At 65.9% G+C, this 21,326-nt stretch carries 17 protein-coding genes, 1 tRNA gene and 1 pseudogene; 12 read left to right on the plus strand and 7 right to left on the minus strand.

Annotated features, from left to right (window positions below):
* Positions 1-7 precede the first annotated feature (7 nt).
* A complete protein-coding gene (locus QF047_RS04635; protein WP_307274461.1) occupies positions 8-1,444 on the minus strand; it encodes a PucR family transcriptional regulator in 1,437 nt (478 codons plus the stop codon).
* Between the two features lie 156 nt (positions 1,445-1,600).
* On the opposite strand from QF047_RS04635, the gene QF047_RS04640 reads away from it, so the two are divergent.
* The gene (locus tag QF047_RS04640; protein WP_307274462.1) at positions 1,601-3,031 is read left to right on the plus strand and encodes a gamma-aminobutyraldehyde dehydrogenase; all 1,431 of its coding nucleotides are present in this window, start codon (positions 1,601-1,603) and stop codon (positions 3,029-3,031) included.
* 56 nt (positions 3,032-3,087) lie between these two features.
* Positions 3,088-4,458: a 4-aminobutyrate--2-oxoglutarate transaminase gene (gabT, locus tag QF047_RS04645; RefSeq protein ID WP_307274464.1), complete on the plus strand. Its 1,371-nt coding sequence runs from the start codon at positions 3,088-3,090 to the stop codon at positions 4,456-4,458.
* Between the two features lie 124 nt (positions 4,459-4,582).
* Here the strand turns inward: gabT and QF047_RS04650 are convergent, their stop codons facing one another.
* The gene (locus QF047_RS04650; protein ID WP_307274466.1) at positions 4,583-5,836 is read right to left on the minus strand and encodes an NAD(P)/FAD-dependent oxidoreductase; all 1,254 of its coding nucleotides are present in this window, start codon (positions 5,834-5,836) and stop codon (positions 4,583-4,585) included.
* Positions 5,837-5,875: 39 nt separating this feature from the next.
* Positions 5,876-6,943 (minus strand): EamA family transporter RarD, encoded by a 1,068-nt coding sequence (gene rarD, locus QF047_RS04655; protein WP_373427744.1) that lies wholly within the window; start codon positions 6,941-6,943, stop codon positions 5,876-5,878.
* Positions 6,944-7,027: 84 nt separating this feature from the next.
* On the opposite strand from rarD, the gene QF047_RS04660 reads away from it, so the two are divergent.
* The 6 genes and pseudogenes from QF047_RS04660 to QF047_RS04685 all read left to right on the plus strand — a co-directional run bounded on the left by QF047_RS04660 (position 7,028) and on the right by QF047_RS04685 (position 14,804).
* Positions 7,028-8,026: a DNA topoisomerase IB gene (locus tag QF047_RS04660; protein WP_306635006.1), complete on the plus strand. Its 999-nt coding sequence runs from the start codon at positions 7,028-7,030 to the stop codon at positions 8,024-8,026.
* Positions 8,027-8,126: 100 nt separating this feature from the next.
* Entirely contained in the window at positions 8,127-9,569 is a 1,443-nt protein-coding gene (locus QF047_RS04665; protein ID WP_307274470.1) for an FAD-dependent oxidoreductase, read from the plus strand.
* An 84-nt stretch (positions 9,570-9,653) separates the two neighbouring features.
* Positions 9,654-10,994, plus strand: a complete 1,341-nt coding sequence (locus QF047_RS04670; protein ID WP_307274472.1) for a GAF domain-containing protein — start codon at positions 9,654-9,656, stop codon at positions 10,992-10,994.
* A gap of 157 nt (positions 10,995-11,151) precedes the next feature.
* Positions 11,152-12,675: an aldehyde dehydrogenase family protein gene (locus QF047_RS04675; protein ID WP_307274474.1), complete on the plus strand. Its 1,524-nt coding sequence runs from the start codon at positions 11,152-11,154 to the stop codon at positions 12,673-12,675.
* A 3-nt stretch (positions 12,676-12,678) separates the two neighbouring features.
* Positions 12,679-13,090, plus strand: a pseudogene (locus tag QF047_RS04680) (DUF779 domain-containing protein).
* 148 nt (positions 13,091-13,238) lie between these two features.
* Positions 13,239-14,804, plus strand: a complete 1,566-nt coding sequence (locus QF047_RS04685) for an amino acid permease (protein WP_307274476.1) — start codon at positions 13,239-13,241, stop codon at positions 14,802-14,804.
* Between the two features lie 21 nt (positions 14,805-14,825).
* On the opposite strand, the gene QF047_RS04690 is transcribed toward QF047_RS04685, so the two are convergent.
* From QF047_RS04690 to QF047_RS04700, 3 genes are all read right to left on the minus strand, one after another.
* Positions 14,826-15,461, minus strand: coding sequence for a DUF2461 domain-containing protein (locus tag QF047_RS04690; protein WP_307274478.1), 636 nt, complete (start codon positions 15,459-15,461; stop codon positions 14,826-14,828).
* Positions 15,462-15,586: 125 nt separating this feature from the next.
* Positions 15,587-17,068: a catalase gene (locus tag QF047_RS04695; protein WP_306634994.1), complete on the minus strand. Its 1,482-nt coding sequence runs from the start codon at positions 17,066-17,068 to the stop codon at positions 15,587-15,589.
* Positions 17,069-17,075: 7 nt separating this feature from the next.
* Entirely contained in the window at positions 17,076-17,561 is a 486-nt protein-coding gene (locus tag QF047_RS04700; RefSeq protein WP_306634993.1) for a Fur family transcriptional regulator, read from the minus strand.
* Positions 17,562-17,654: 93 nt separating this feature from the next.
* Here QF047_RS04700 and QF047_RS04705 point away from each other — a divergent pair, with 93 nt between their 5' ends.
* Positions 17,655-18,926 (plus strand): MFS transporter, encoded by a 1,272-nt coding sequence (locus QF047_RS04705; protein WP_307274481.1) that lies wholly within the window; start codon positions 17,655-17,657, stop codon positions 18,924-18,926.
* 33 nt (positions 18,927-18,959) lie between these two features.
* Positions 18,960-19,829 (plus strand): zinc metalloprotease HtpX, encoded by an 870-nt coding sequence (gene htpX / locus QF047_RS04710; RefSeq protein WP_307274483.1) that lies wholly within the window; start codon positions 18,960-18,962, stop codon positions 19,827-19,829.
* 112 nt (positions 19,830-19,941) lie between these two features.
* Here htpX and QF047_RS04715 read toward each other — a convergent pair whose 3' ends face one another.
* Entirely contained in the window at positions 19,942-20,433 is a 492-nt protein-coding gene (locus tag QF047_RS04715) for a YajQ family cyclic di-GMP-binding protein (RefSeq protein WP_050054209.1), read from the minus strand.
* Positions 20,434-20,618: 185 nt separating this feature from the next.
* On the opposite strand from QF047_RS04715, the gene QF047_RS04720 reads away from it, so the two are divergent.
* Positions 20,619-20,873, plus strand: coding sequence for a hypothetical protein (locus tag QF047_RS04720; protein ID WP_307274485.1), 255 nt, complete (start codon positions 20,619-20,621; stop codon positions 20,871-20,873).
* A 178-nt stretch (positions 20,874-21,051) separates the two neighbouring features.
* Positions 21,052-21,136: transfer RNA gene (locus QF047_RS04725), tRNA-Tyr, on the plus strand.
* The last annotated feature ends 190 nt before the right edge of the window (positions 21,137-21,326 follow it).

The raw sequence follows: 21,326 nt of genomic DNA on the forward strand, positions 1-21,326 counted from the left end.
GTTGGCGCTACTTCCCCTGCCGGGCGGACAGCCGGGCCACCGCAAGTGCAAGCCAAAGCTGCACCCTGTCCGTGGTAACCGCGGGGTCATAGCCGGTCAGTTCGGTGATCTGCGCCAGCCGGTACCTGACCGTGTTCCGGTGCAGCGTGAGCTCCTCGGCGACGGCGGCTACGGAACCGTTGTTGTTCAGGTAGCTTTCCAGCGTGGTCATCAACTCCGCACCATGGGCGGCGTCGAAGGTCCGGAGGGGGTTCAAAGACTCGTGGGCCATATCCGCCAGCGGCACGTCCTCGCTGGCCAGCAGCAGCGACGTCAGGCTCAGCCGCTCCGGCTCGTTAACAGGCAGCCCGTGGCTGGCGGCGTCGCGCGCCTCGAAGTAGCTCCAGCGCAGGCCGTTCGGCTTGGTGTACGCCCCGCCGATGCCGATCGTCGCATGGATCCCCGCCTCCGCCAGGTGGTCGCTCAACTTCCGTGCCAGCGAGGGTGCCGCCCCGCCGTCGTCGTTCATCACCAGCACCAGATCCTTGCCCACGACGGCGGCAACGCACTTCTCCAGTTCCCGCGGCACGGAGGTGCTCACCAGGGCCTTGTGGTGGGCGGCCGAGACGGCCAGCAGCACCACGTTCTTGCGGGTGCTGTTGACGCCCACACCGGCCAGGCGGCGCTGGGCCTCGCTGGTTTCAAGGGCTCCGTGGATCACGTCTTCCAGGACCTGTCCGCAGAGCGCACGCTCGGCCTGGCGCTGCTTGACCATGTTGTTCAGCTCCACGCTGATCAGGTTCTGTGCGTACCCGATGATGCCGGAGTCTTCGAAGGGCTTGCGGACCCACAGGGTGCAGGCGTCGCGCCGGCCGGTGGGGATGGGGTAGGAAGCCCAGGTATCGGCCTGCGGAGCGTCCCTGGTGCTGTTGTACAGCTGGGCCGTGAACTGCGTGAGCGCGATGTCCGCCCGGAGCATGCCGCCCAGGTGTTTCAGGAGCTCGGCCAGGCCGCCGCCCGTCAGCAGTGCACGCGCCAGCACCTGGTGTCCGGCGATCAGCCGTTCCAGCTTGGCGTAGTGGTCCGCGGACTGGGCATCCGCCACCAGCTTGCCGATGGCGATGAACGGCGTCTCGTAGGGGACCCCCACCACGGGCAGGCCCCAGCGGTTGGCCTCGGCGAGAAGGGCCGGGGGCACTGCCTCGTGCGAAAGCCCCACCCCGAAGCCGATGCCCACGGCGCCGGCCCGCTGCACCTGGCGGACAAAACGCCGTTGCTCGGGGGCCGATTTCAGCCGCAGGCCGGTGGTGAGGATGAGTTCGCCGCCGTTGATGAAGCGCTGCGGGTCCTCGAGCTCGGTCACTGCCACCCAGTTGATGTCCTGGTGCCAGGTGGTCTCGGCGACCCCCACTTTGGACAGGTTCAGGGATGGGACACCCAGGAGGGCGGCAAGGGAAATGGCCATGAACCAAGGATAAACGGGCGCTAGTCAACCGCACTAAAAAGCAGCAGAAAAGGTGTGCAGGTGACTATTCACGGGGCAGGGGTGCTGGCATAGGCTCAAGGCAGTCAGATCCATCTGTTTCGACGCCGATGGCCCCCAGGAAAGAGGTTGCACACCGTGGTCCAAACCTTGCAGAACTTCATCAACGGTTCTTTTGTCACGCCTGCCGGCAGCGGCACGCTGGACATCGTGAACCCCACCAACGGTGAAGTAGTGGCCCTCTCGCCCATCTCCAACCAGCAGGATGTGGACGCGGCCATGGCCGCAGCAAAGGAAGCCTTCCAGAGCTGGAAGCACGTCACGCCGGGCCAGCGGCAGCTGATGCTGCTCAAGCTCGCTGACGCCGTCGAGGCCAACAGCGACGAATTGGTGGAGGCGCAGCACCGCAACACCGGCCAGGTGCGCTCCCTGATTGCCTCTGAGGAAGTCGCCGCCGGCGCGGACCAGCTGCGCTTCTTCGCCGGGGCCGCCCGGATCCTGGAGGGCAAGTCCGCCGGCGAGTACTTCGAGGGACACACTTCCTACGTCCGCCGCGAACCCATCGGCGTCGTGGCGCAGGTGGCCCCCTGGAACTACCCGTTCCTGATGGCCATCTGGAAGATCGGCCCCGCGCTCGCCGCCGGCAACACCGTGGTCCTGAAGCCCTCGGACACCACCCCCGAGTCCACCCTGGTGCTGGCCCGCCTCGCCGGCGACATCCTGCCGGCCGGCGTCCTGAACGTTGTGCTGGGCACCGGCCAGACCGGCGCCATGATGGTGGACCACAAGGTCCCCGGCCTGGTGTCCATCACCGGCTCGGTCCGCGCTGGCATCGCCGTCGCCTCCGGTGCGGCGAAGGGCCTCAAGCGTGCCCACCTGGAGCTCGGCGGCAAGGCGCCGGCCATCGTGTTCAAGGACGCCGATATCAAGAAGAGCGCTGCCGCCATCGCCGAATTCGCCTTCTTCAACGCCGGCCAGGACTGCACCGCCATCACCCGGGTGCTGGTGGAGGACTCAGTCCACGACGACGTGGTGGCCGCCATGGTGGAACACACGAAGACCCTGCACACCGGCTCCCAGAACGACGAAGACAACTACTTCGGCCCGCTGAACAATGTGAACCACTTCAACCAGGTCACGTCGGTGGTGGAGAACCTGCCCGCGAACTGCCGGATCGAAACCGGCGGACACCGGGCAGGGGAGAAGGGCTTCTTCTTCGAGCCCACCATCATCACGGGTGCGAAGCAGACGGACAGCATCGTCCAGCAGGAAACCTTCGGCCCTGTCATCACCGTGCAGAGGTTCAGCACGGAGGCGGAAGCGGTGGAGCTGGCCAACGACGTGGACTACGCCCTGGCCTCCAGCGTCTGGACGTCCAACCACGGCACCGCCATGCGGCTCAGCCGGGACCTGGATTTTGGCGCCGTCTGGATCAACACCCACATCCTGCTCACCGCCGAAATGCCCCACGGCGGCTTCAAGCAGTCCGGGTACGGCAAGGACCTCTCCATGTACGGCGTCGAGGACTACACGCGCATCAAGCACGTGATGAGTGCGCTTGACGCGTAGCGCCCCGCCACAGCAACACGCCCCAACACTTCCCCGCCATTCCTGAAAGGCATCCCATGACCACCACCGCATCAGACATCACCTTCCGCCTGGAGCAGAAGCGCCGCGTCCAGGCCGACTTCCCGGGTCCGAAGTCCGTCGCCCTGACCGAGCGCCGGAAAGCCGTAGTTGCTGCCGGCGTCGCCTCCACCGTCCCTGTTTATGTCGCGGACGCCGACGGCGGCATCATCCACGACGTGGACGGCAACTCCTTTATCGACCTGGGCTCAGGCATCGCCGTGACCAGCGTGGGCGCATCCGATCCCGCCGTCGTCGGTGCCGTGAAGGAAGCCGTGGAGCACTTCACGCACACCTGTTTTATGGTCACCCCGTACGAAGGTTACGTAGCTGTCGCCGAGCAGTTGAACCGGCTCACCCCGGGGGACCACGAGAAGCGCACCGTGCTCTTCAACTCGGGCGCGGAGGCAGTGGAAAACGCGGTCAAGGTGGCCCGCCTGGCCACAGGGCGTGACGCCGTCGTCGCCTTCGACCACGCCTACCACGGCCGCACGAACCTCACCATGGCACTCACCGCCAAGGCAATGCCTTACAAGACCAACTTCGGCCCGTTCGCGCCCGAGGTCTACCGCATGCCCATGAGCTACCCGTACCGCGAGGAAAACCCGGAAATCACCGGTGCCGAGGCAGCCAAGCGGGCGATCACCATGATCGAGAAGCAGATCGGCGGCGACCAGGTGGCCGCGATCATCATCGAGCCGATCCAGGGCGAGGGCGGCTTCATCGTCCCGGCCGAGGGCTTCCTGCCGGCGCTGGCCGACTGGGCCAAGGAGAAGGGCATCGTCTTCATCGCCGATGAGGTCCAGTCCGGTTTCTGCCGCACCGGTGAATGGTTCGCGGTCAACCACGAAGGCGTTATCCCGGACATCCTGACCATGGCCAAGGGGATCGCCGGCGGCATGCCGCTGTCCGCCATCACCGGCCGCGCAGACCTGCTCGACGCCGTCCACCCGGGCGGCCTGGGCGGTACCTACGGCGGCAACCCGGTAGCCTGCGCCGCCGCGCTGGCCTCCATGGGATCCATGGAGGAATACGACCTCAACGGCCGTGCCCGCCACATAGAATCCCTCGCCACCGCCCGCCTCCGCGAACTGCAGAGCGAGCTGGCCGCTGCAGGTTCTGCCGTGGTCGGCGACGTCCGCGGCCGCGGCGCCATGCTGGCCATCGAACTGGTCCAGGCAGGGTCCAAGGAACCCAACCCGGAGCTGACCAAGGCTGTTGCTGCCGCCTGCCTGAAGGAAGGCGTCATCATCCTCACCTGCGGCACTTACGGCAACGTGATCCGCCTCCTGCCGCCGCTGGTCATCACCGATGAACTGCTGAACGACGGCCTGGAGGTCCTGGCCGCGGCCATCAAGGCCAACGCGTAACGCGGTCCGCACAGAGTTAGCGCCCCCTCGCAACGGCGCGAACAAAAACCTGTTGCCCCGGAACTTTCTGTTCCGGGGCAACAGGGGTTTAAGTCACGGCTGGCGCGGCTCTTATTGAGCGCTCCTACCTGATCTCGTTGTCCGGCCCGCCGATGACCACCTGCGCCGGACTGTGCAGGACGTACCCGTTGAGCCAGGAGAACAGGGCGCGGACCTTCTGCTGGAATCCGGACAGCAGCGCAAGGTGCACCAGGAGCCAGGACACAAAAGCCAGGGGCCCCTGGAGCTGGACGCGTTTGCGGCCGAGTTCGGCCACGGCGGCACCCCGCCCAATCATCGCCATGTACCCCTTGTCCACGTAATGGAAAGGCTGCCGGGTACCGCCGTTGAGGTCGGCGTGGATGTTGCGGGCAGCCCACTTGCCGGCCTGCTGCGCCACGGAGCCAAGCTGGGGCAGTTTGGCCCCGGTTGAATCGGTGATGTTGGCAGCATCGCCGACGACGTACACGCCTTCCGCGTCAGCAACAGTCAGGTCCGTCCGGACGTCGATCCGGCCACCTTTCCCCTGCGGCAGGCCGGAGCCGGCCAGGAGGTCGCCGCCTTTAAGGCCGCCGGCCCAGACGACGATTCCGCCCGGGATATCCGTCCCGTCAGCCAGCGTCACGCCGTCGGCCCGGACCTCGGTAACGCCCACTCCCATGTGCAGCTGGACGCCGATCCTGGAAAGGCGTTTGCGGGTGTACTCCTGCGACTTTGACGAAAACATGGCCAGGACGTTCGGCACCATGTCCACCAGGTGCACGCGGCACCGGGCGGCGAGTTCGGGGGAGAAGTACTTGGTCACCACGAATTTGATGTTTTCCGCCAGGGCGCCGGCAGTCTCCACGCCGGTTGGCCCGCCACCCACCACGACCATATCCACCATGGCGCCTGGCTCCCGGTCAGCCCGGTCCAGCAGCCGGGTCACGCTGGTGCCGAGACGGGTGGCGTCCGTGACCGAGTACAGCGGGAAAGCATGCTCCTCCGCGCCGGGGGTGTTGAAGAAGTTGGGTACGGCGCCGACGGCGAGGACCAGGATCCGGGCCCGGAACGTGTCGCCCTCGGCGGTGGTGACGGTGTGGTTTGCGGCGTCGGTGGCGGCCACCTCCGCCGTCAGGACGCGCACGTTTCTGTGCCGCCGGAAGACCGACCGGATGGGCCGGGCAATGGCCGAGACACCGATCTGCGAGGTGGCCACCTGGTACAGCAGGGGCTGGAACTGGTGGTAGTTGTTCGAATCGATCAGCAGTACGCGAACGCCCTTGCGGCCAAGCTCCCTGGCGGCGGCGATGCCGGCGAATCCGGCCCCGATGACGATGACCTGATATGAGTCCTCCATCCGAGCAACCTACTCCACCGGGGTTCCCGGCAACAGGGGTCAGGACGATTTCAGGGAGGCGTTGGTCCTCCGCCGGGCCACCGAAGTCTTCCGCGCGGTGCGCAGCATGTCCACGGTCAGGACCAGCAATGCCAGCCACACCACGCCAAACCCGATCCAGCGGTCCAGGGTCATCGCTTCCTTGAACACCAGCAGCGCCAGGATGAACTGCAGCAGCGGTGCGAAGTACTGGAGCAACCCGATGGTGGTCATGGGGAGCCTGCGGGCCGAGGCCCCGAAGAACAGCAGCGGCACGGCCGTGATCACACCGGAAGCCAGCAGCAGCCAGAAGTGGCCTGGGCCCTGCGTGGTCAGGGTGGCGGTTCCTGCGGTGGCCAGGTAGATCATGGTGGCGGCAGCGAAGGGAGCAAGCACCATGGTTTCCACGCTGAGGCTGGTGGCGGCGTCCACCTTGGGCCCAACGCGCTTTTTGACGAAGCCGTACAGGCCAAAGCTGAAGGCCAGCGTCAACGCAATCCACGGGAGCTTGCCATAGGAATACGTGAGTACTCCCACCGCGATGAAGCCGATGGCCACGGCCGCCCACTGCAGCGGGCGCAGTTTTTCCTTCAGCACCAGGACGCCCAGCAGGACGGAGACCAGGGGGTTGATGAAGTAGCCCAGTGAGGCCTCCACGGCCTGGCCCGTAGTTACTGCATAGGTGTAGGTCAGCCAGTTGATGGCGATCAGGAAGGCGGCCACGGCCAGCGAGCCGAACACGGTGCGATTCCGCAAAGCCCGCCCCAGGGCGGACCACGAGCGGGTCACCGTGATGAGGAGCGCGCAGAACAGCAGCGACCACACCACCCGGTTGGCCACGATTTCGACGGCGCCCGCCGGCATCAGCACAAAGAAGTACAGCGGGAGCAGCCCCCACAGCCCGTACGCGCCGATGCCGAAGAGGATTCCCGCCGTCGTCTCCTTGTCCACGGCCTTGGGCGGCGCCCCTTTGGTGCTTCCTGCCGGACCTGGCGGCACCGGCTGCGCGGACATTGCCGGTCCTGGCGCGGACGGAGCGGGAACACGGGCGGGGGAGAAGGATCCATCGGGAGAGGGCACGACATCCATAACATCACTTCCGGGGCAGGTATTCCGGCAAATAGTCAGTAGGCTTGCTTTTATGACAAATGCCGACCGGCTGGAGACCACCCCATGAGGCTCCGGCGCAGCAACGCTTCGGGGCGCGGCTACCGCCGGGTGGCAGCGGGCAAGGGTTTCAGTTACCGGGACCTGGACGGCTCCACCCTGCCCCCTGGTCCTGTCCGTGAGCGGCTGGAAAGTATCGGAATACCGCCGGCATGGACGGACGTCTGGATTGCCCCCTTCGAGAACGGGCATATCCAGGCCACTGGCGTGGACGCAGTGGGCCGGCGGCAGTATATCTACCACCCGGAATGGCGGGAGCGGAAGGACCGGGTGAAATTCGACCGCGCCCTCCAGCTGGCCGAATCGCTGCCGGCGGCCCGCCGCCGGGTGACCATGGACCTGCGCGGTGAAGGTTTCTCGCGCGAACGCGTCCTCGCGGCGGCCTTCCGGATGCTGGACAGCGGCTCGCTGCGGGTGGGGTCTGAGCGCTACACCAACGAAAACGGCAGCCGCGGCCTGGCCACCCTCCTCTGCGCCCACGTCCAGGTGCGCAAGGACCGCATCCACCTGCGCTTCCCCGCCAAGAGCGGCAAGGACTGGGAGTCGGAAATCCGCGACCCCGACCTTGCCGCCCTGCTGCGCCTGCTCAAGCGGCGGGGCCCCAACGCCCGGCTTCTGGCGTACAAGGACGGCCGGCAGTGGCGGCCCGTTACCAGCGCGGACATCAACGCCTACGTGAAGGAGCGGACCGGCTCGGACTTTACGGCCAAGGACTTCCGGACCCTGCGGGGTACGGTGGCGGCGGCAGCGAGCCTGGCCAGGACCGGCCCCCAGCGAACGGCCGCGAAGCGGAAGAGGGCCATCAGCCGGGCGATGTATGACGCCGCCGAGGTGCTGGGGAACACGCCCTCGATCGCCCGCAAAAGCTATGTGGACCCCCGCGTCCTGGACCACTACCACGAGGGCGAAACCATCGATCCCAAGCGGCCGGACTCGGCCGAGGCCGAACTCCGCGCGCTGCTCTACCGTGAAGGCAACGTGGTCCCGCTGGCCAAAAGCGGGTGAGGCCTGCTTCCCGAGGCGAGGCCTTGCAGCGGCGGCCAATTAGAATAAGTGACTGTGCGCTGCTCTTACCGCGCATCCTCATCGGTTAGAAGGGCTCCGAGTGTCCAACCACGGCGAAACCACCCCATCACGTCCGCTCCGGGTAGCCATCGTGGGCGCAGGGCCGGCGGGAGTCTACGCTGCGGACATCCTCACCAAGTCCAGCGGCGTGAAGGACGGCGACTTTGAGGTCAGCATCGACCTCTTTGAGGCCTACCCGGCGCCGTACGGGCTGATCCGGTACGGCGTGGCCCCGGACCACCCGCGGATCAAGGGCATCGTCAACGCGCTGCACAAGGTCCTGGACCGCGGCGACATCCGGTTCCTGGGCAACGTCACCTACGGCAGGGACCTCACCCTCCACGATTTCCGTGCCTTCTATGACGCAGTGATCTTCTCCACCGGCGCCGTCAAGGACGCCGACCTGGCGATCCCGGGCATCGACCTGCAGGGCTCCTTCGGCGGCGCTGATTTTGTTTCCTGGTACGACGGGCACCCGGACGTGCCGCGGGAATGGCCGCTGGAGGCGAAGGAAATCGCCGTGATCGGCAACGGGAACGTGGCGCTGGACGTGGCCCGCATGCTGGTCAAGCACCCGGAGGAGCTGCTCACCACCGAGATCCCGGACAACGTCTACCGGGGTTTGAAGGCCTCGCCCGTCACGGACGTGCACGTCTTCGGGCGCCGCGGCCCCGCCCAGGTCAAATTCACCCCGCTGGAGCTCCGGGAGCTCAGCCACATGAACGACGTGGACATCGTGCTGTACCCCGAGGACTTCGAATTCGATGAAGCCTCGGACGACGCCATCCGCAGCAACAACCAGATCAAGACCATGGTGAACACGCTCACGAACTGGCTGGTGGAAGAGCACACCGAGTCCGATAACCCGTCCTCCCGCCGGCTGCACCTGCACTTCCTGCACAGCCCCGTGGAAATACTTGCCGACGGCGGGGAAAGCGGCACGGGCAAAGTGGGCGGGATCAAGTTTGAACGCATGCAGCTGGACGGCACCGGCAACGCCAAGGGCACGGGGGAGTTCATCGAGTACCCCGTGCAGGCCGTGTACCGCGCCATCGGCTACCACGGTTCGGCGCTGGACGAGCTGGAGTACGACGCGAAGCGCGGTGTCATTCCCAACGAGGGCGGGCGCGTGCTGGACGCCGAAGGCAACCCGGTGCCCGGGATCTACGCCACCGGCTGGATCAAACGCGGCCCGGTGGGCCTCATCGGCCACACCAAGGGGGACGCCCTGGAGACCATCGGCTTCCTGCTCGAGGACCGGCTCACCTTGCCGCCCGCCCGGAACCCTGACCCGCAGGCCATCATCGACCTGCTCGAAGAACGCGGCATCGAATACACCACCTGGGAAGGCTGGAACAAGCTCGACGCCCACGAAGCCGGCCTCGGCGCCGCCTGGACCGGCCCCGACGGCTTGGATCACGTGGTGCGCGAACGGATCAAGGTGGTCCCGCGCGAGGACATGATCCGGATTTCCCGCGGCTAGGTGGGGGAGGGAGGCCGCGTTACAATGGCGACCATCCCCAGGCCGGCATTATGACGCCGTGCCTTCAGGCAGCACAGGAGTTCGATGAAGAACCTGATTCAGCCGGAACCGCTGCAGCGCGGCGCGTTGGCCGCCCATGAGCAGCTCGACGGCGGCTCCCTTGCGGATGCTCCCGGCAACCTCCGCAGCCTGATCCGCGAGTCGTGGCAGCGTTCGGCCGGCTTCAAGGCGAACCCGGACAGCCCTGCCGCCCCGCTGGCCCTGGACCGGGATGAGCTGGAGGACTACCGCAGCCAGCACCCGCTGGCCGCCATCATGCCCGTCATCAACAAGCTCCTGGTCCAGCCCAGCCACGACAGCGGACTGCTGGTGGCAGTGGGTGATGAAGTGGGCCGGCTGCTCTGGGTGGAGGGTGATCCCGCCTTGCAGCGGCGCGCGGAGGGCATGATGTTTGTTGCAGGCGCAGACTGGTCCGAGGCGACTGTGGGCACCAGCGCTCCGGGAACCGCTCTTGCCTTGGGCCGGGGGATCCAGATTGCCGGCGCGGAGCACTATCAGCGGGCCGTGCACGCCTGGAGCTGCACTGCCGTGCCCTTCCACGACCCCGATTCCGGCGCGGTGCTCGGCGTCGTGGACATCACGGGCACGGCCACCGCGGTGGCGCCCCACACCCTGTCCCTCGTGGAGGCAACCGTGGCGGCCGCCCAGGCGCAGCTGCGTGTCGAGCGCCTCCAGTTGGCCGCGGAGCTGGCCCGCGGGTCATCACGACGCCGGGCCACGGCCACCGCTTCCCGCGCGCCGGGGGCGGGCGCCAAGGAAGGCAGCCTCTACCGGAACAGCCTGCAGCTGCTGGGCCGCGACCAGGCTTTGCTCAGCCTGGACGGCAAAACCGTTGTGTTGTCCGCCCGGCACAGCGAAATTCTTGCGCTGCTCAGCACCCACCCGGACGGGCTCAGCGCGGAAGAACTCAGCCTCCTGCTCTACCCCGGGGACGGCTCCGCCATCACGCTCCGGGCCGAGATGGTCCGGCTGCGCAAGGTCCTGCAGCAGCTCAACCCGGACGCTGTTCCAGGTTCGCGGCCGTACCGGCTGCCCGTGGACATGGTGCCGGACTGCGGCCAGGTGCTGAGCTGCCTGCAGCGCGGCGCGCACCGCATCGCCCTGGAAATCTACCGGGGTGCCGTCCTCCCGCGGTCTGAAGCCCCCGGCATCGTGGAGCTGCGGAACAAGGTCTCGCTGCTGCTGCGCGAGGCAGTCCTGACCGATGGCAGCGCCGAGTCGCTGCTGAAGTACGCCGAACTTCCGGAGGCAAGAGACGACGTCGGGGTCCGGCGCGCCGCCCTCCGCCTCCTGCCGGCCCGCTCACCCAAGCGGGCCGCCGTCGTCGCAGATCTGGAACGGCTGGAAGCCGAACTGCGCGCCTAGGGCACCGCCCCTCCGGTGTTGGGCCTGTACCTCCGGTGGTTGGCCCTTGACCACACAGCGGCCGTGCAACCTGGCTGCAACCTGCGCACTCCTACGCTTGCTCCAACGGCGGCGGCCAGCAGCAAGCGCCGCCCTCTGCACAGCAAAGGAGCTAGCAATGACTGTTTACGCACAGCCCGGAACCGAGGGCTCGAAGGTCACGTTCAAGGACCGTTACGAGAACTGGATCGGCGGGGAGTGGGTGGCCCCGGTGAAGGGGCAGTACTTCGAGAACATCACGCCGGTGACGGGCAAGGCCTTCTGCGAGGTTGCACGCGGCACGGCCGAAGACATCGACCTGGCGCTGGACGCCGCACACAAGGCCGCGCCGTCGTGGGGCAAGACGTCTGTGGCAGAGCGGGCTGCCATCCTGAACAAGATCGCCGACCGGATCGACGAGAACCTTGAGATGCTCGCCGTGGCCGAAACCTGGGACAACGGCAAGCCCATCCGCGAGACCCTCAACGCGGATATGCCGCTCGCCGCCGACCACTTCCGCTACTTCGCCTCCGCCGTCCGGGCGCAGGAGGGCCGGCTGTCCCAGCTCGACGACGACACCACCGCCTACCACTTCCACGAGCCGCTCGGCGTCGTGGGCCAGATCATCCCCTGGAACTTCCCTATCCTGATGGCCGTGTGGAAGCTCGCTCCCGCGCTCGCCGCCGGCAACGCGGTGGTGCTCAAGCCGGCGGAGCAGACGCCGTCGTCCATCCTGGTCCTGATGGAACTCATCGGCGACCTGCTGCCCGCCGGTGTGCTGAACGTGGTCAACGGCTTCGGCGTCGAGGCCGGCAAGCCGCTGGCCTCCAGCCCGCGCATCCGCAAGATCGCGTTCACCGGGGAGACCACCACCGGGCGGCTCATCAGCCAGTACGCCAGCCAGAACCTCATCCCGGTCACGCTGGAGCTGGGCGGCAAGAGCCCCAACATCTTCTTCAACGATGTGGCCGAGAGCAACGACGCGTTTTACGACAAGGCGCAGGAGGGCTTCGCCCTGTTCGCCTTCAACCAGGGCGAAGTCTGCACCTGCCCGTCCCGGGCGCTGGTGCAGGAGGACATCTACGAGTCCTTTATGGCCGACGCCGTGGCCCGCGTGGAAAAAATGATCCAGGGCAACCCGCTGGATACGGCGACGCAGGTGGGGGCACAGGCGTCGAACGACCAGCTGGAAAAGATCCTCTCCTACATCGACATTGGAAAGCAGGAGGGCGCCAAGGTCCTCACCGGCGGCGGCCGGGCCGAGCTTCCCGGTGACCTGGCCGGCGGCTACTACGTCCAGCCCACGGTGTTCGAAGGCCACAACAAGATGCGGATCTTCCAGGAGGAGATTTTCGGCCCGGTGGTGGCAGTCACCAAGTTCAGCGACTACGCCGACGCCATGGGCCTCGCGAACGACACGCTGTATGGCCTGGGTGCCGGTGTCTGGTCCCGCAACGGCAACGTGGCTTACCGCGCCGGCCGCGAGATCCAGGCTGGCCGCGTCTGGGTCAACAACTACCACGCCTACCCGGCAGGTGCTGCCTTTGGCGGCTACAAGTCCTCGGGCATCGGGCGTGAGAACCACGCGATGATGCTGGACCACTACCAGCAGACCAAGAACCTGCTGGTCAGCTACAACGAAAACAAGCTGGGCTTCTTCTAGGCCATGGTTCCATCAAACGCGATCAACGCGGCGGCGGTGTTGCCCGGGGAGGACTTCTCCCGGGTGGCGCTCACCCCGCCGGCCGTGGAGCTCCTGCGGAAGCTTTGGCTCCGGCACGGGCCGTTGATGTTCCACCAGTCCGGCGGGTGCTGCGACGGGTCCTCGCCCATGTGCTACCCGGTGGGGGACTTCCTCACCGGCGACTCGGATGTGCTGCTGGGCCTGTTCGATGTGTCCGACGGGCTGGAACCACGGCCGCTGGAGTTCTGGATGTCCCGGGAGCAGTTCAACTACTGGAGCCACACGCACCTGACCGTTGATGTGGTCCCCGGAAGGGGCAGCGGATTCTCGGTGGAAGCGCCGGAGGGCAAACGGTTCCTCATCGCGGTCCACGCTGATGGATTGGCAAGTGTAGGAGCATAAATTTCGTGCGGAGAAGCCCGGCCCGAACATCAGGCCGGGCTTTTCCCGTCTCACCATTCGGAACAATTGGGACCGTCCAGTGGATGGACACTATCGTTGATAGGTCTGTTTCCATCAGAAATCAGGATTGTGATCCCCCTATGAACCTTCTCCGGACCAAATCTATCGAGCAGTCCATCGCCGACGCCGATGAACCCGGACGCAAGCTCAAGCGGTCCCTCAGCACGTGGGACCTGATGATCATGGGCGTTGCGGTGGCCGTCGGTGCCGGCATCTTTTCCGTCGGCGCCAAGGCCGCAGCCAACTTCTCCGGCCCTGCCGTGACGTTGTCCTTCGCCATCGCCGCCGTCACCTGCGCCCTTGCCATCATGTGCTACGCCGAGTTCGCCACTGCCATCCCCGTGGCAGGCTCCGCCTACGTCTTCACCTACGCCACCATGGGTGAGCTCCTTGCCTGGATCATCGGCTGGAACCTGATCCTCGAACTCTTCACCGCCGCAGCCGTCATCGCCAAGTACTGGGGCATCTACCTCAGCAAGGTGTTCGCGCTGATGGGTGCCGACATTCCGCCGGCAATCTCCCTGGGCGGGGTGGACCTCTACTGGGGTGCCTTCCTGATCGTGGCCGTCTTCACCGTGTTGCTCGTGCTGGGCACCAAGCTCTCCGCCCGCGTGGGCAACATCTTCACGCTGATCAAGATCGCCGTGGTCCTCTTTGTGATCGTTGTGGGCTTCACATACGTGAAGCTCGAAAACTACAGCCCGTTTATTCCCACCGCCGAGCCGACCGGCGGTGCTGGCGCGGCCGACGTCCTGAAGCAGTCGTTCTTCGGTTTCCTCACCGGGGCCGCCCCGGCACAGTACGGCACGCTGGGCATCTTCGCCGGGGCTGCCCTGGTGTTCTTCGCGTTCATCGGCTTCGACGTGGTGGCCACGTCCGCGGAGGAAGTCAAGAACCCGCAGAAGACCCTGCCCCGGGGTATCTTCGGTGGCCTCGCCGTGGTGACGCTGCTGTACATCCTGGTATCCCTGGCCCTGACCGGCATGGTTTCCTACACCCAGCTGGCCGAGGCGAAGAGCCCCACCCTCACTACCGCATTCGAAGCAGTGGGCGACACGTCCGCCGCCAAGGTCATTGCCTTCGGCTCCCTGGTGGGCCTGACCACCGTGATCATGGTGCTCCTCATGGGCCTGTCCCGCGTGGTCCTGGCAATGAGCCGCGACGGACTCCTGCCCCGTGCGCTGTCCAAGACCAGTGAAAAGCGCTCGACGCCGGTCCGCCTCCAGATCATCTGCGGCGCCGCGGTTGCCCTGGTGGCGGGACTGACCAACGTGGACCTGCTCGAGGAAATGATCAACATCGGTACGCTGTCCGCATTTGTGGTGGTGAGCCTGGGCATCCTGGTGCTGCGCAAGAAGCGCCCGGACCTCAAGCCCGCCTTCCGTGTGCCCTTCGGCAAGGTCCTGCCGATCGTGTCCGCAGTGCTGTGCCTCTACCTGATGACCAACCTGGCCGTGGAGACCTGGATCTTCTTCGCCATCTGGCTCGCGATCGGCCTGGCCATCTACTTCTCCTACGGCCAGCGCCACTCCCGCCTCAACGAGCGCTTCGGTGACGCCAGCACGGCCGTCAACGGTGCTCCCGTTGCGGCCGGAGCTACTGCTGGGGCGGCCGGGGACGACGAGGACGAGTTCTCCCGCGCCTGATCCGGCCGCGCCAGGCTGAAGCTACGGTGCCGCGTGCCGGCCAACCCAGTCCACCAGGGGCCGCAGCTCATCCCAGAGCGCGGCGATCTCCTTGGCCGCGCTGGGGGTGGCCAGCCATGCGGGCTGCCCCAGGTCGGTGGCCGCGGAAAGGGACTTGTGTTTCAGGAGTTCGGCCCTGGGATGGTCCTGGGGATACCCGCGCGGGACGGTCTTGAGTTTCTCGCCCTCCACCATGAAACCGGCAGCGCCCACGGCTTCCACAATGTGCCGCAGTGATTCGCCCGTTCCTGAGGCATCAACTGAATTGCGGTACCTGGCGAGCTGGGCGGGCGTGTGGGAATGGTAGCCGCCGCCGACCAGGAGCCCTTCCGCACTGATTTGCAGGTAGTAGCCCACCCCTTCCTGGATGGACGCGAAAGCGCCCTGGGCTGTTTTGTAGGGTGACTTGTCCTGCGAGAACCTGATGTCCCTGTTGGGCCGGAAGATTTTGCCGGGACCAAACCGGGGCTCCAGCTCGGCGAGCAGCAACGTGACCGGTTCCCGGACCAGCGCCTCATAGCTGTCCTTGTGCTCCAGCCACCATTCACGGTTGTTGTTGTCCTGGAGCTCTTTGTAGAACTCGAACGCGCCGGCAGGTATGCCCTGGAAAGTTGTCATGCGTCGATCCTAGGGACACCGGCCGGCGGCTGCCATGAACAGAACCGGATATGTGGAAAAGCAAAAACCACCCCGCCACGTAAACCGTGACGGGGTGGTTTTCGGCAACTCAGGAAGGGGCTGGATCAGCCGATCTTGTTGGCCGCTTCTGCCTCGGAGAACTGAACTGCGCCGAGGTTGGCGCGCAACTTGGCGCCGAGTTCGGCGTCAACGTTGGTCCAGTACTGGATCGCGCGTTCCTTGATGCCGGGGCTCTTGACGCCGCCCACTGCACCGGTGATGGTCTCGAGCAGACGGGCCTTGGCGCCGTCGTCGTAAACCTCGCGGTACAGGGTGCCGGCCTGGATGAAGTCGCTGTCCTCCGTGTGGAGGGAGTGCGCGGCAAGTGTCAGCTCGCCGTCGTTCTCCCAGCCGCCGGCCGGGTTCTGCGGCTCAACAGCAGCCGGGCCGCCAACGGAGTTGGGGGCGTAGACCGGCACTGAGGGGGCGTTGAAGTGGTAACGCCCGGCGCCGTCCTGGCTGTAGTTGTTGACCTGGTTCTTCGGCTGGTTCACCGGGATCTGCGCGTGGTTGGTACCGACGCGGTAGCGGTGTGCGTCCGCGTAGGAGAAGATGCGGGCCTGCAGCATCTTGTCCGGGGAAGCGGCGATGCCCGGCACGAAGTTCGACGGCGCAAAGGTGGCCTGCTCGATCTGCGCGAAGTAGTTCTCCGGGTTCCGGTTCAGCTCCATGGTGCCCACCTTGATCAGCGGGTAGTCAGCATGCGGCCAGACCTTGGTCAGGTCGAACGGGTTGAAGCGGTAGGTCTTCGCGTCCTCGTACGGCATGACCTGGACGTGCAGGTCCCAGGACGGGAGGTTGCCGGCTTCGATGTTCTCCGAGAGGTCGCGGATGTAGAAGTCGGCGTCGGAGCCGGCCAGCTGCTCTGCCTGCTCGCTGCTCATGGACTTCACGCCCTGGTTGGACTTGAAGTGGTACTTGACCCAGAAACGCTCGCCCTCGGCGTTGATCCACTGGTAGGTGTGCGAGCCGTAGCCCTGCATTTCACGCCAGGAAGCCGGCAGGCCACGGTCACCCATCAGCCAGGTGACCTGGTGGGCGGACTCGGGGGACAGGGTCCAGAAGTCCCACTGCATGTCGGCATCGCGCAGGTGGGTGCCCGGGAGGCGCTTCTGGGAGTGGATGAAGTCCGGGAACTTGATGCCGTCGCGGATGAAGAAGACGGGGGTGTTGTTGCCCACGAGGTCGTAGTTGCCCTCGGAGGTGTAGAACTTCACGGCGAAGCCGCGGGGATCGCGCCAGGTGTCCGGGGAGCCGTTCTCGCCGGCCACGGAGGAGAAGCGGATGAGCATCTCGGTGTCGACGCCGGGCTGGAGGAAGGCTGCCTTGGTGTACCTGGAGACGTCCTCGGTGGTCTTGAACGTACCGAATGCGCCGCCGCCCTTGGCGTGCACTACGCGCTCCGGCACCCGCTCGCGGTTGAACTGGGCGAGCTTTTCCACCAGGTAGTGGTCAGTCAGGATGATCGCACCGTCGGCACCGGTTGCCTTCGAGTGCGCGTCGGACGTAACGGGGGCACCTGACTGGGTTGTTGAAATGGCAGTCATTGTTCTCCTATTTCTCTGTTTCTTGCGAGGGACGATTGGAAGGAAGTTGTTGGGACTGCTGGCAGTCCTGGCAGATGCCCTGGTACATAACATCGGCGATCTGGATGGTCATCGGCTTGGCGTTTTCGTCCCAGTGGGGCGTGAGGCAGGGCGCGTGGCCCACGGCGCAGTCCACGTCTTCAACGCGGCCGCAGCTGATGCAGACGGCGTGGTGGTGGTTGTCGCCGACGCGGGTTTCATACAGCGCGGGCGAGTGCGGTGGCTCGAAGCGGCGCAGCATGTGCAGGTCCGTCAGGTCCCCCAGCACCACGTAAACGGACTGTGCCGTCAGTTCGGGCAGCTCCGCGCGGGCAGCGGCCAGGATGCTCTCGGCGGGGGAGTGCGGATGCCGTTCGACGGCGGCGAGGACCGCCAGCCGCTGTTTGGTCACCCTGCGGCCGTGGGCGCGCAGGGCGCCAGCCCATGCCTCCTGGCCGTCAAAGTGCTCCGTCATGGATCCATTGAAACACTTATTTTGAGTTTCTCGCAATAAGGCTTGGCTAACCTCGGTCAGCGGTAAGCATCCCGGCGACATTAGGGTTGCAGAGTGGGGAAACTGCTCGCTGACATCACGCCGCTCAAGGAGAGCCCCGCCTTCCGCCGGCTCTGGATCAGCTCGGCAGTATCCGCCGTCGGGAGCCAGCTCACCCTGGTGGCCGTGAGCCTGGAGGTCTACCGGCTGACCCAGGACAGCCTCTATGTGGGGCTACTGGCCGTCTTCGCACTGGTACCCCTTGTCATCGCCGGCCTCCTGGGCGGATCCATCGCCGACTCCCACGACCGGCGCCGCGTCGCCCTGCTGGCCACCACCGTGCTGTGGCTGACCATCGGCCTGATCGCCCTGCAGTCGTGGCTGCACCTGGGCAACGTTTGGGTTCTGTACTTCCTGGTGGCGGTCCAGAGCGGCGCACAGGCCATCAACCAACCTGCCCGCAGCGCCATCCTTCCCATGCTGATCCGCCAGGAGCTCCTGCCCGCCGCGAACGCCCTCAGCATGATGTCCTTCGGCCTCGCCCTGACGGTCGGCCCGTTGCTGGCAGGCGTGCTGGTGGCATGGCTGGGTTTCGGCTGGACCTACGCCATCGACTTCGCCAGCTTCGCGTTTGTGCTCTGGGCCGTCTACCGGCTGCCGCCCCTGCCGCCGTCGGGAAGCAGGAGCAGGGCAGGCATCCGGTCCGTCGTGGAGGGGTTCCGGTTCCTCGGTACCCGTCCGAACCTCCGGATGACCTTCGTGATCGACCTGATTGCCATGATCCTGGCCCAGCCGCGCGCACTGATGCCGGCCATTGGCGCCCTCATGATCGGCGGCGGGGAAGCGACGGTGGGCGTGCTCCTGGCTTCAACCGCGGTGGGAGCGTTTCTGGCCGGATTGTTCTCGGGTCCGCTGGGCGGTGTCCGGTGGCAGGGGAGCGCGGTGGTCTTCTCGGTCATGGGATGGGGCGCGTCCATCGCCGCGTTCGGCATGGTGGTGCTGCTGGCCGGGCGCTCCCCGGACGGGGGTGCCACGTTCTGGCTGCTCCCGGCGGCATTGTGCTGTGCGCTGGCGGGAATCGCGGACTCGATCAGCAGCGTCTTCCGCAACACCATCCTGCAGGCAGCCGCACCGGACCATCTCCGCGGGCGGCTCCAGGGCGTGTTCCTCGTGGTGGTCGCGGGCGGTCCCAGGATCGGTGACCTGCTGGCCGGCGGCGCCACCAGAATGACGGCCGAGGGCTGGGTGCTGCTGCTGGGCGGCGTGCTGTGCATCGTTGGGGCGTGGCTGGCGGCGAGGCTGCAGCCGGGGTTCCGAAAATACGACGCCCGGAACCCGGCTCCCTAGAAAGCCGTTCCCATAGGAGAGCGAGGAGGAAACATGCACCAACACTACAACGGCCTGAAAACGGCAGCGCTTTTCGGTGTGCTGTGGGCGGTCCTGCTGGGCCTTGGGGCGCTGATGGGCGCCGGAACCCGCAGCTCCGCACCCATCTGGATCATGGCGCTGCTCGGTGTCGCCACCACCGCCTACGGCTACTGGAACAGCGACAAGATCGCCATCCGCTCTATGCAGGCCTACCCGGTCACTGAAGCACAGGCGCCGCAGCTGTACCAGATTGTGCGGGAGCTGTCCGTGCGCGCCAACCAGCCGATGCCCCGGATCTACATCTCGCCCACCATGAATCCCAACGCCTTTGCCACCGGCCGGAACCCGCGGAATGCGGCCGTCTGCTGCACCGAGGGAATCCTGCAGCTCCTGGACGCCCGCGAACTGCGCGGCGTCCTGGGGCACGAACTCATGCACGTGTACAACCGCGACATCCTCACCTCATCAGTGGCCGCCGCCGTCGCAGGCGTTATCACTTCGGTGGGCCAGATGCTGCTGTTCTTTGGCGGCGGCGACCGGCGCAACTCGAACCCGCTGGCGATGCTGGCCATGGCGCTTCTCGCCCCCTTTGCGGCATCCCTGATCCAGATGGCTATCTCGCGTACCAGGGAGTACGACGCCGACGAAGACGGTTCCGAGCTGACCGGCGATCCGCTGGCGCTCGCCTCAGCCCTGGGCAAGATTGAGCAGGGCGTGAGGATCGCGCCGCTTCCGCACGACCAGCGGCTGGTCAACGCCTCGCACCTGATGATCGCCAACCCGTTCCGCGGCGGTGCCATCAACAAGCTGTTCGCGACGCATCCGCCCATGCGGGACCGGATTTCGAGGCTGGAGCGGATGGCAGGCCAGCCGATGCGCTGATTCAAGTTCCCCTCGACGCGCAAAGAGGCCGGCGCTGCCCGTATTCCGGGTGCGCCGGCCTCTTTGCGTGGCGGCAGAAATTTTGCGCGTCGACAACCGCCGGCGGGGGCTGCTAGCTGCGGAAGTTCACAAACTGCAGGTCGGCCTCGTCGAAGTCCTTCAGCAGTGCCATGGTGGCCTGCAGGTCGTCACGGGACTTGGATGTGACGCGCAGTTCGTCGCCCTGGATCTGGGACTTGACTGACTTGGGGGCTTCGTCGCGGATCAGCTTGTTGATCTTCTTGGCCAGGTCCTGGGCGATGCCCTCCTTGATGGAAGCCTCGAGGCGGAACTCCTTGCCGGAGGCATAGGGTTCGCCGGTGTCCAGGGACTTCAGTGAGATGCCGCGGCGGATGAGCTTTGACTGCAGCACATCCAGCACTGCCAGGACACGTTCCTCGGAGTTCGCCTTCATTAGGATCTTCTCACCGCTGAAGTCCACCTCGGCGCCCACGCCCTTGAAGTCGTACCGCTGCGCGAGTTCCTTCTGCGCCTGGTTCAGCGCGTTCGCCACTTCCTGCTTGTCGACTTTGCTTACGACGTCGAACGTTGACTCGCCTGCCATGACTCTCCTTCTGCTGGTGGGAGCCCTGCGCACTGGGCAGGGCCTGGATCACTGCATTCAAGCCTAATACGGATGCCCGCGTTGGTAGGGGCGGTATTCACAGTTCCCTCAAAGCGGACACCCGGAGGGAACGCAGGAGCCCCGGCCAGGGTTGAAGGAGTAGGAAAGCGCACGAAGGGAACACCATGCACCGCAAAGCCATCCGTTACGTCACACGAACCACCTCGGCTGCAGCCGGTGCGGTAGCAACAGCAGCAACCTCGGTGGCGGCAGTGGCGGTGGCCGCCTCCATCATGTTCAGCCCGGTAGCGGATGCCTCTTCCCGGATGGAGGGTGTCAGCGAGGACCTGCGCCGGGCGGTGCAGTTGAACCAGATCACCGAGGAGCAGGCCGTGAAGTTCGAGGCAAAGCTGGCCGGCAGGATTCTGGGTGAGGCCTGAGCGTGGCTCCAAAGCGCCCTTGAGGGCCTGAAATCCGCGCCATTCCGGGCTCTTGCGCGCCGATTCGATTCTTCGGCGGAAGTTCTGTAAAGTTGTCTTGCCCGCGGTTACTGGAAGCGGAACGGCCCGGAAACGGACGCTCCGAAGACTGCATCTACGGGTACTTCTTTTGAAGTTCGGCAGATTACCCGAGCGGCCAAAGGGGGCTGACTGTAAATCAGCTGGCAACGCCTACGGGGGTTCGAATCCCTCATCTGCCACCAGCCAGTAATGGCAAGGGATTTAGCCCTTCCGGGATCTTTTAGGAGGTTCCGGAAGGGCTTTTTTCATGCCCGGTGATCACACTTGTGGCCTGGGCTTTGGCAGCGACGTCGGCGTCAGCCTGCGCCTTAGCGGCAGCGGCGTCGGCTTCAGTCTTTGCCTTCTCTATCGCTGCGGCGTCAGCGTCGGCCT

Source organism: Arthrobacter sp. W4I7, from assembly GCF_030816215.1.
Classification (GTDB): Bacteria; Actinomycetota; Actinomycetes; order Actinomycetales; family Micrococcaceae; genus Arthrobacter; species Arthrobacter siccitolerans_A.

Excerpts from the sequence above, each read along its gene's own strand:
- QF047_RS04635 (WP_307274461.1), bottom strand. The coding sequence starts at position 1,444 with ATGGCCATTTCCCTTGCCGCCCTCCTGGGTGTCCCATCCCTGAACCTG.
- gabT (WP_307274464.1), top strand. The coding sequence starts at position 3,088 with ATGACCACCACCGCATCAGACATCACCTTCCGCCTGGAGCAGAAGCGC.
- QF047_RS04650 (WP_307274466.1), bottom strand. The coding sequence starts at position 5,836 with ATGGAGGACTCATATCAGGTCATCGTCATCGGGGCCGGATTCGCCGGC.
- rarD (WP_373427744.1), bottom strand. The coding sequence starts at position 6,943 with ATGGATGTCGTGCCCTCTCCCGATGGATCCTTCTCCCCCGCCCGTGTT.
- QF047_RS04660 (WP_306635006.1), top strand. The coding sequence starts at position 7,028 with ATGAGGCTCCGGCGCAGCAACGCTTCGGGGCGCGGCTACCGCCGGGTG.
- QF047_RS04670 (WP_307274472.1), top strand. The coding sequence starts at position 9,654 with ATGAAGAACCTGATTCAGCCGGAACCGCTGCAGCGCGGCGCGTTGGCC.
- QF047_RS04675 (WP_307274474.1), top strand. The coding sequence starts at position 11,152 with ATGACTGTTTACGCACAGCCCGGAACCGAGGGCTCGAAGGTCACGTTC.
- QF047_RS04685 (WP_307274476.1), top strand. The coding sequence starts at position 13,239 with ATGAACCTTCTCCGGACCAAATCTATCGAGCAGTCCATCGCCGACGCC.
- QF047_RS04690 (WP_307274478.1), bottom strand. The coding sequence starts at position 15,461 with ATGACAACTTTCCAGGGCATACCTGCCGGCGCGTTCGAGTTCTACAAA.
- QF047_RS04695 (WP_306634994.1), bottom strand. The coding sequence starts at position 17,068 with ATGACTGCCATTTCAACAACCCAGTCAGGTGCCCCCGTTACGTCCGAC.
- QF047_RS04700 (WP_306634993.1), bottom strand. The coding sequence starts at position 17,561 with ATGACGGAGCACTTTGACGGCCAGGAGGCATGGGCTGGCGCCCTGCGC.
- htpX (WP_307274483.1), top strand. The coding sequence starts at position 18,960 with ATGCACCAACACTACAACGGCCTGAAAACGGCAGCGCTTTTCGGTGTG.
- QF047_RS04715 (WP_050054209.1), bottom strand. The coding sequence starts at position 20,433 with ATGGCAGGCGAGTCAACGTTCGACGTCGTAAGCAAAGTCGACAAGCAG.
- QF047_RS04720 (WP_307274485.1), top strand. The coding sequence starts at position 20,619 with ATGCACCGCAAAGCCATCCGTTACGTCACACGAACCACCTCGGCTGCA.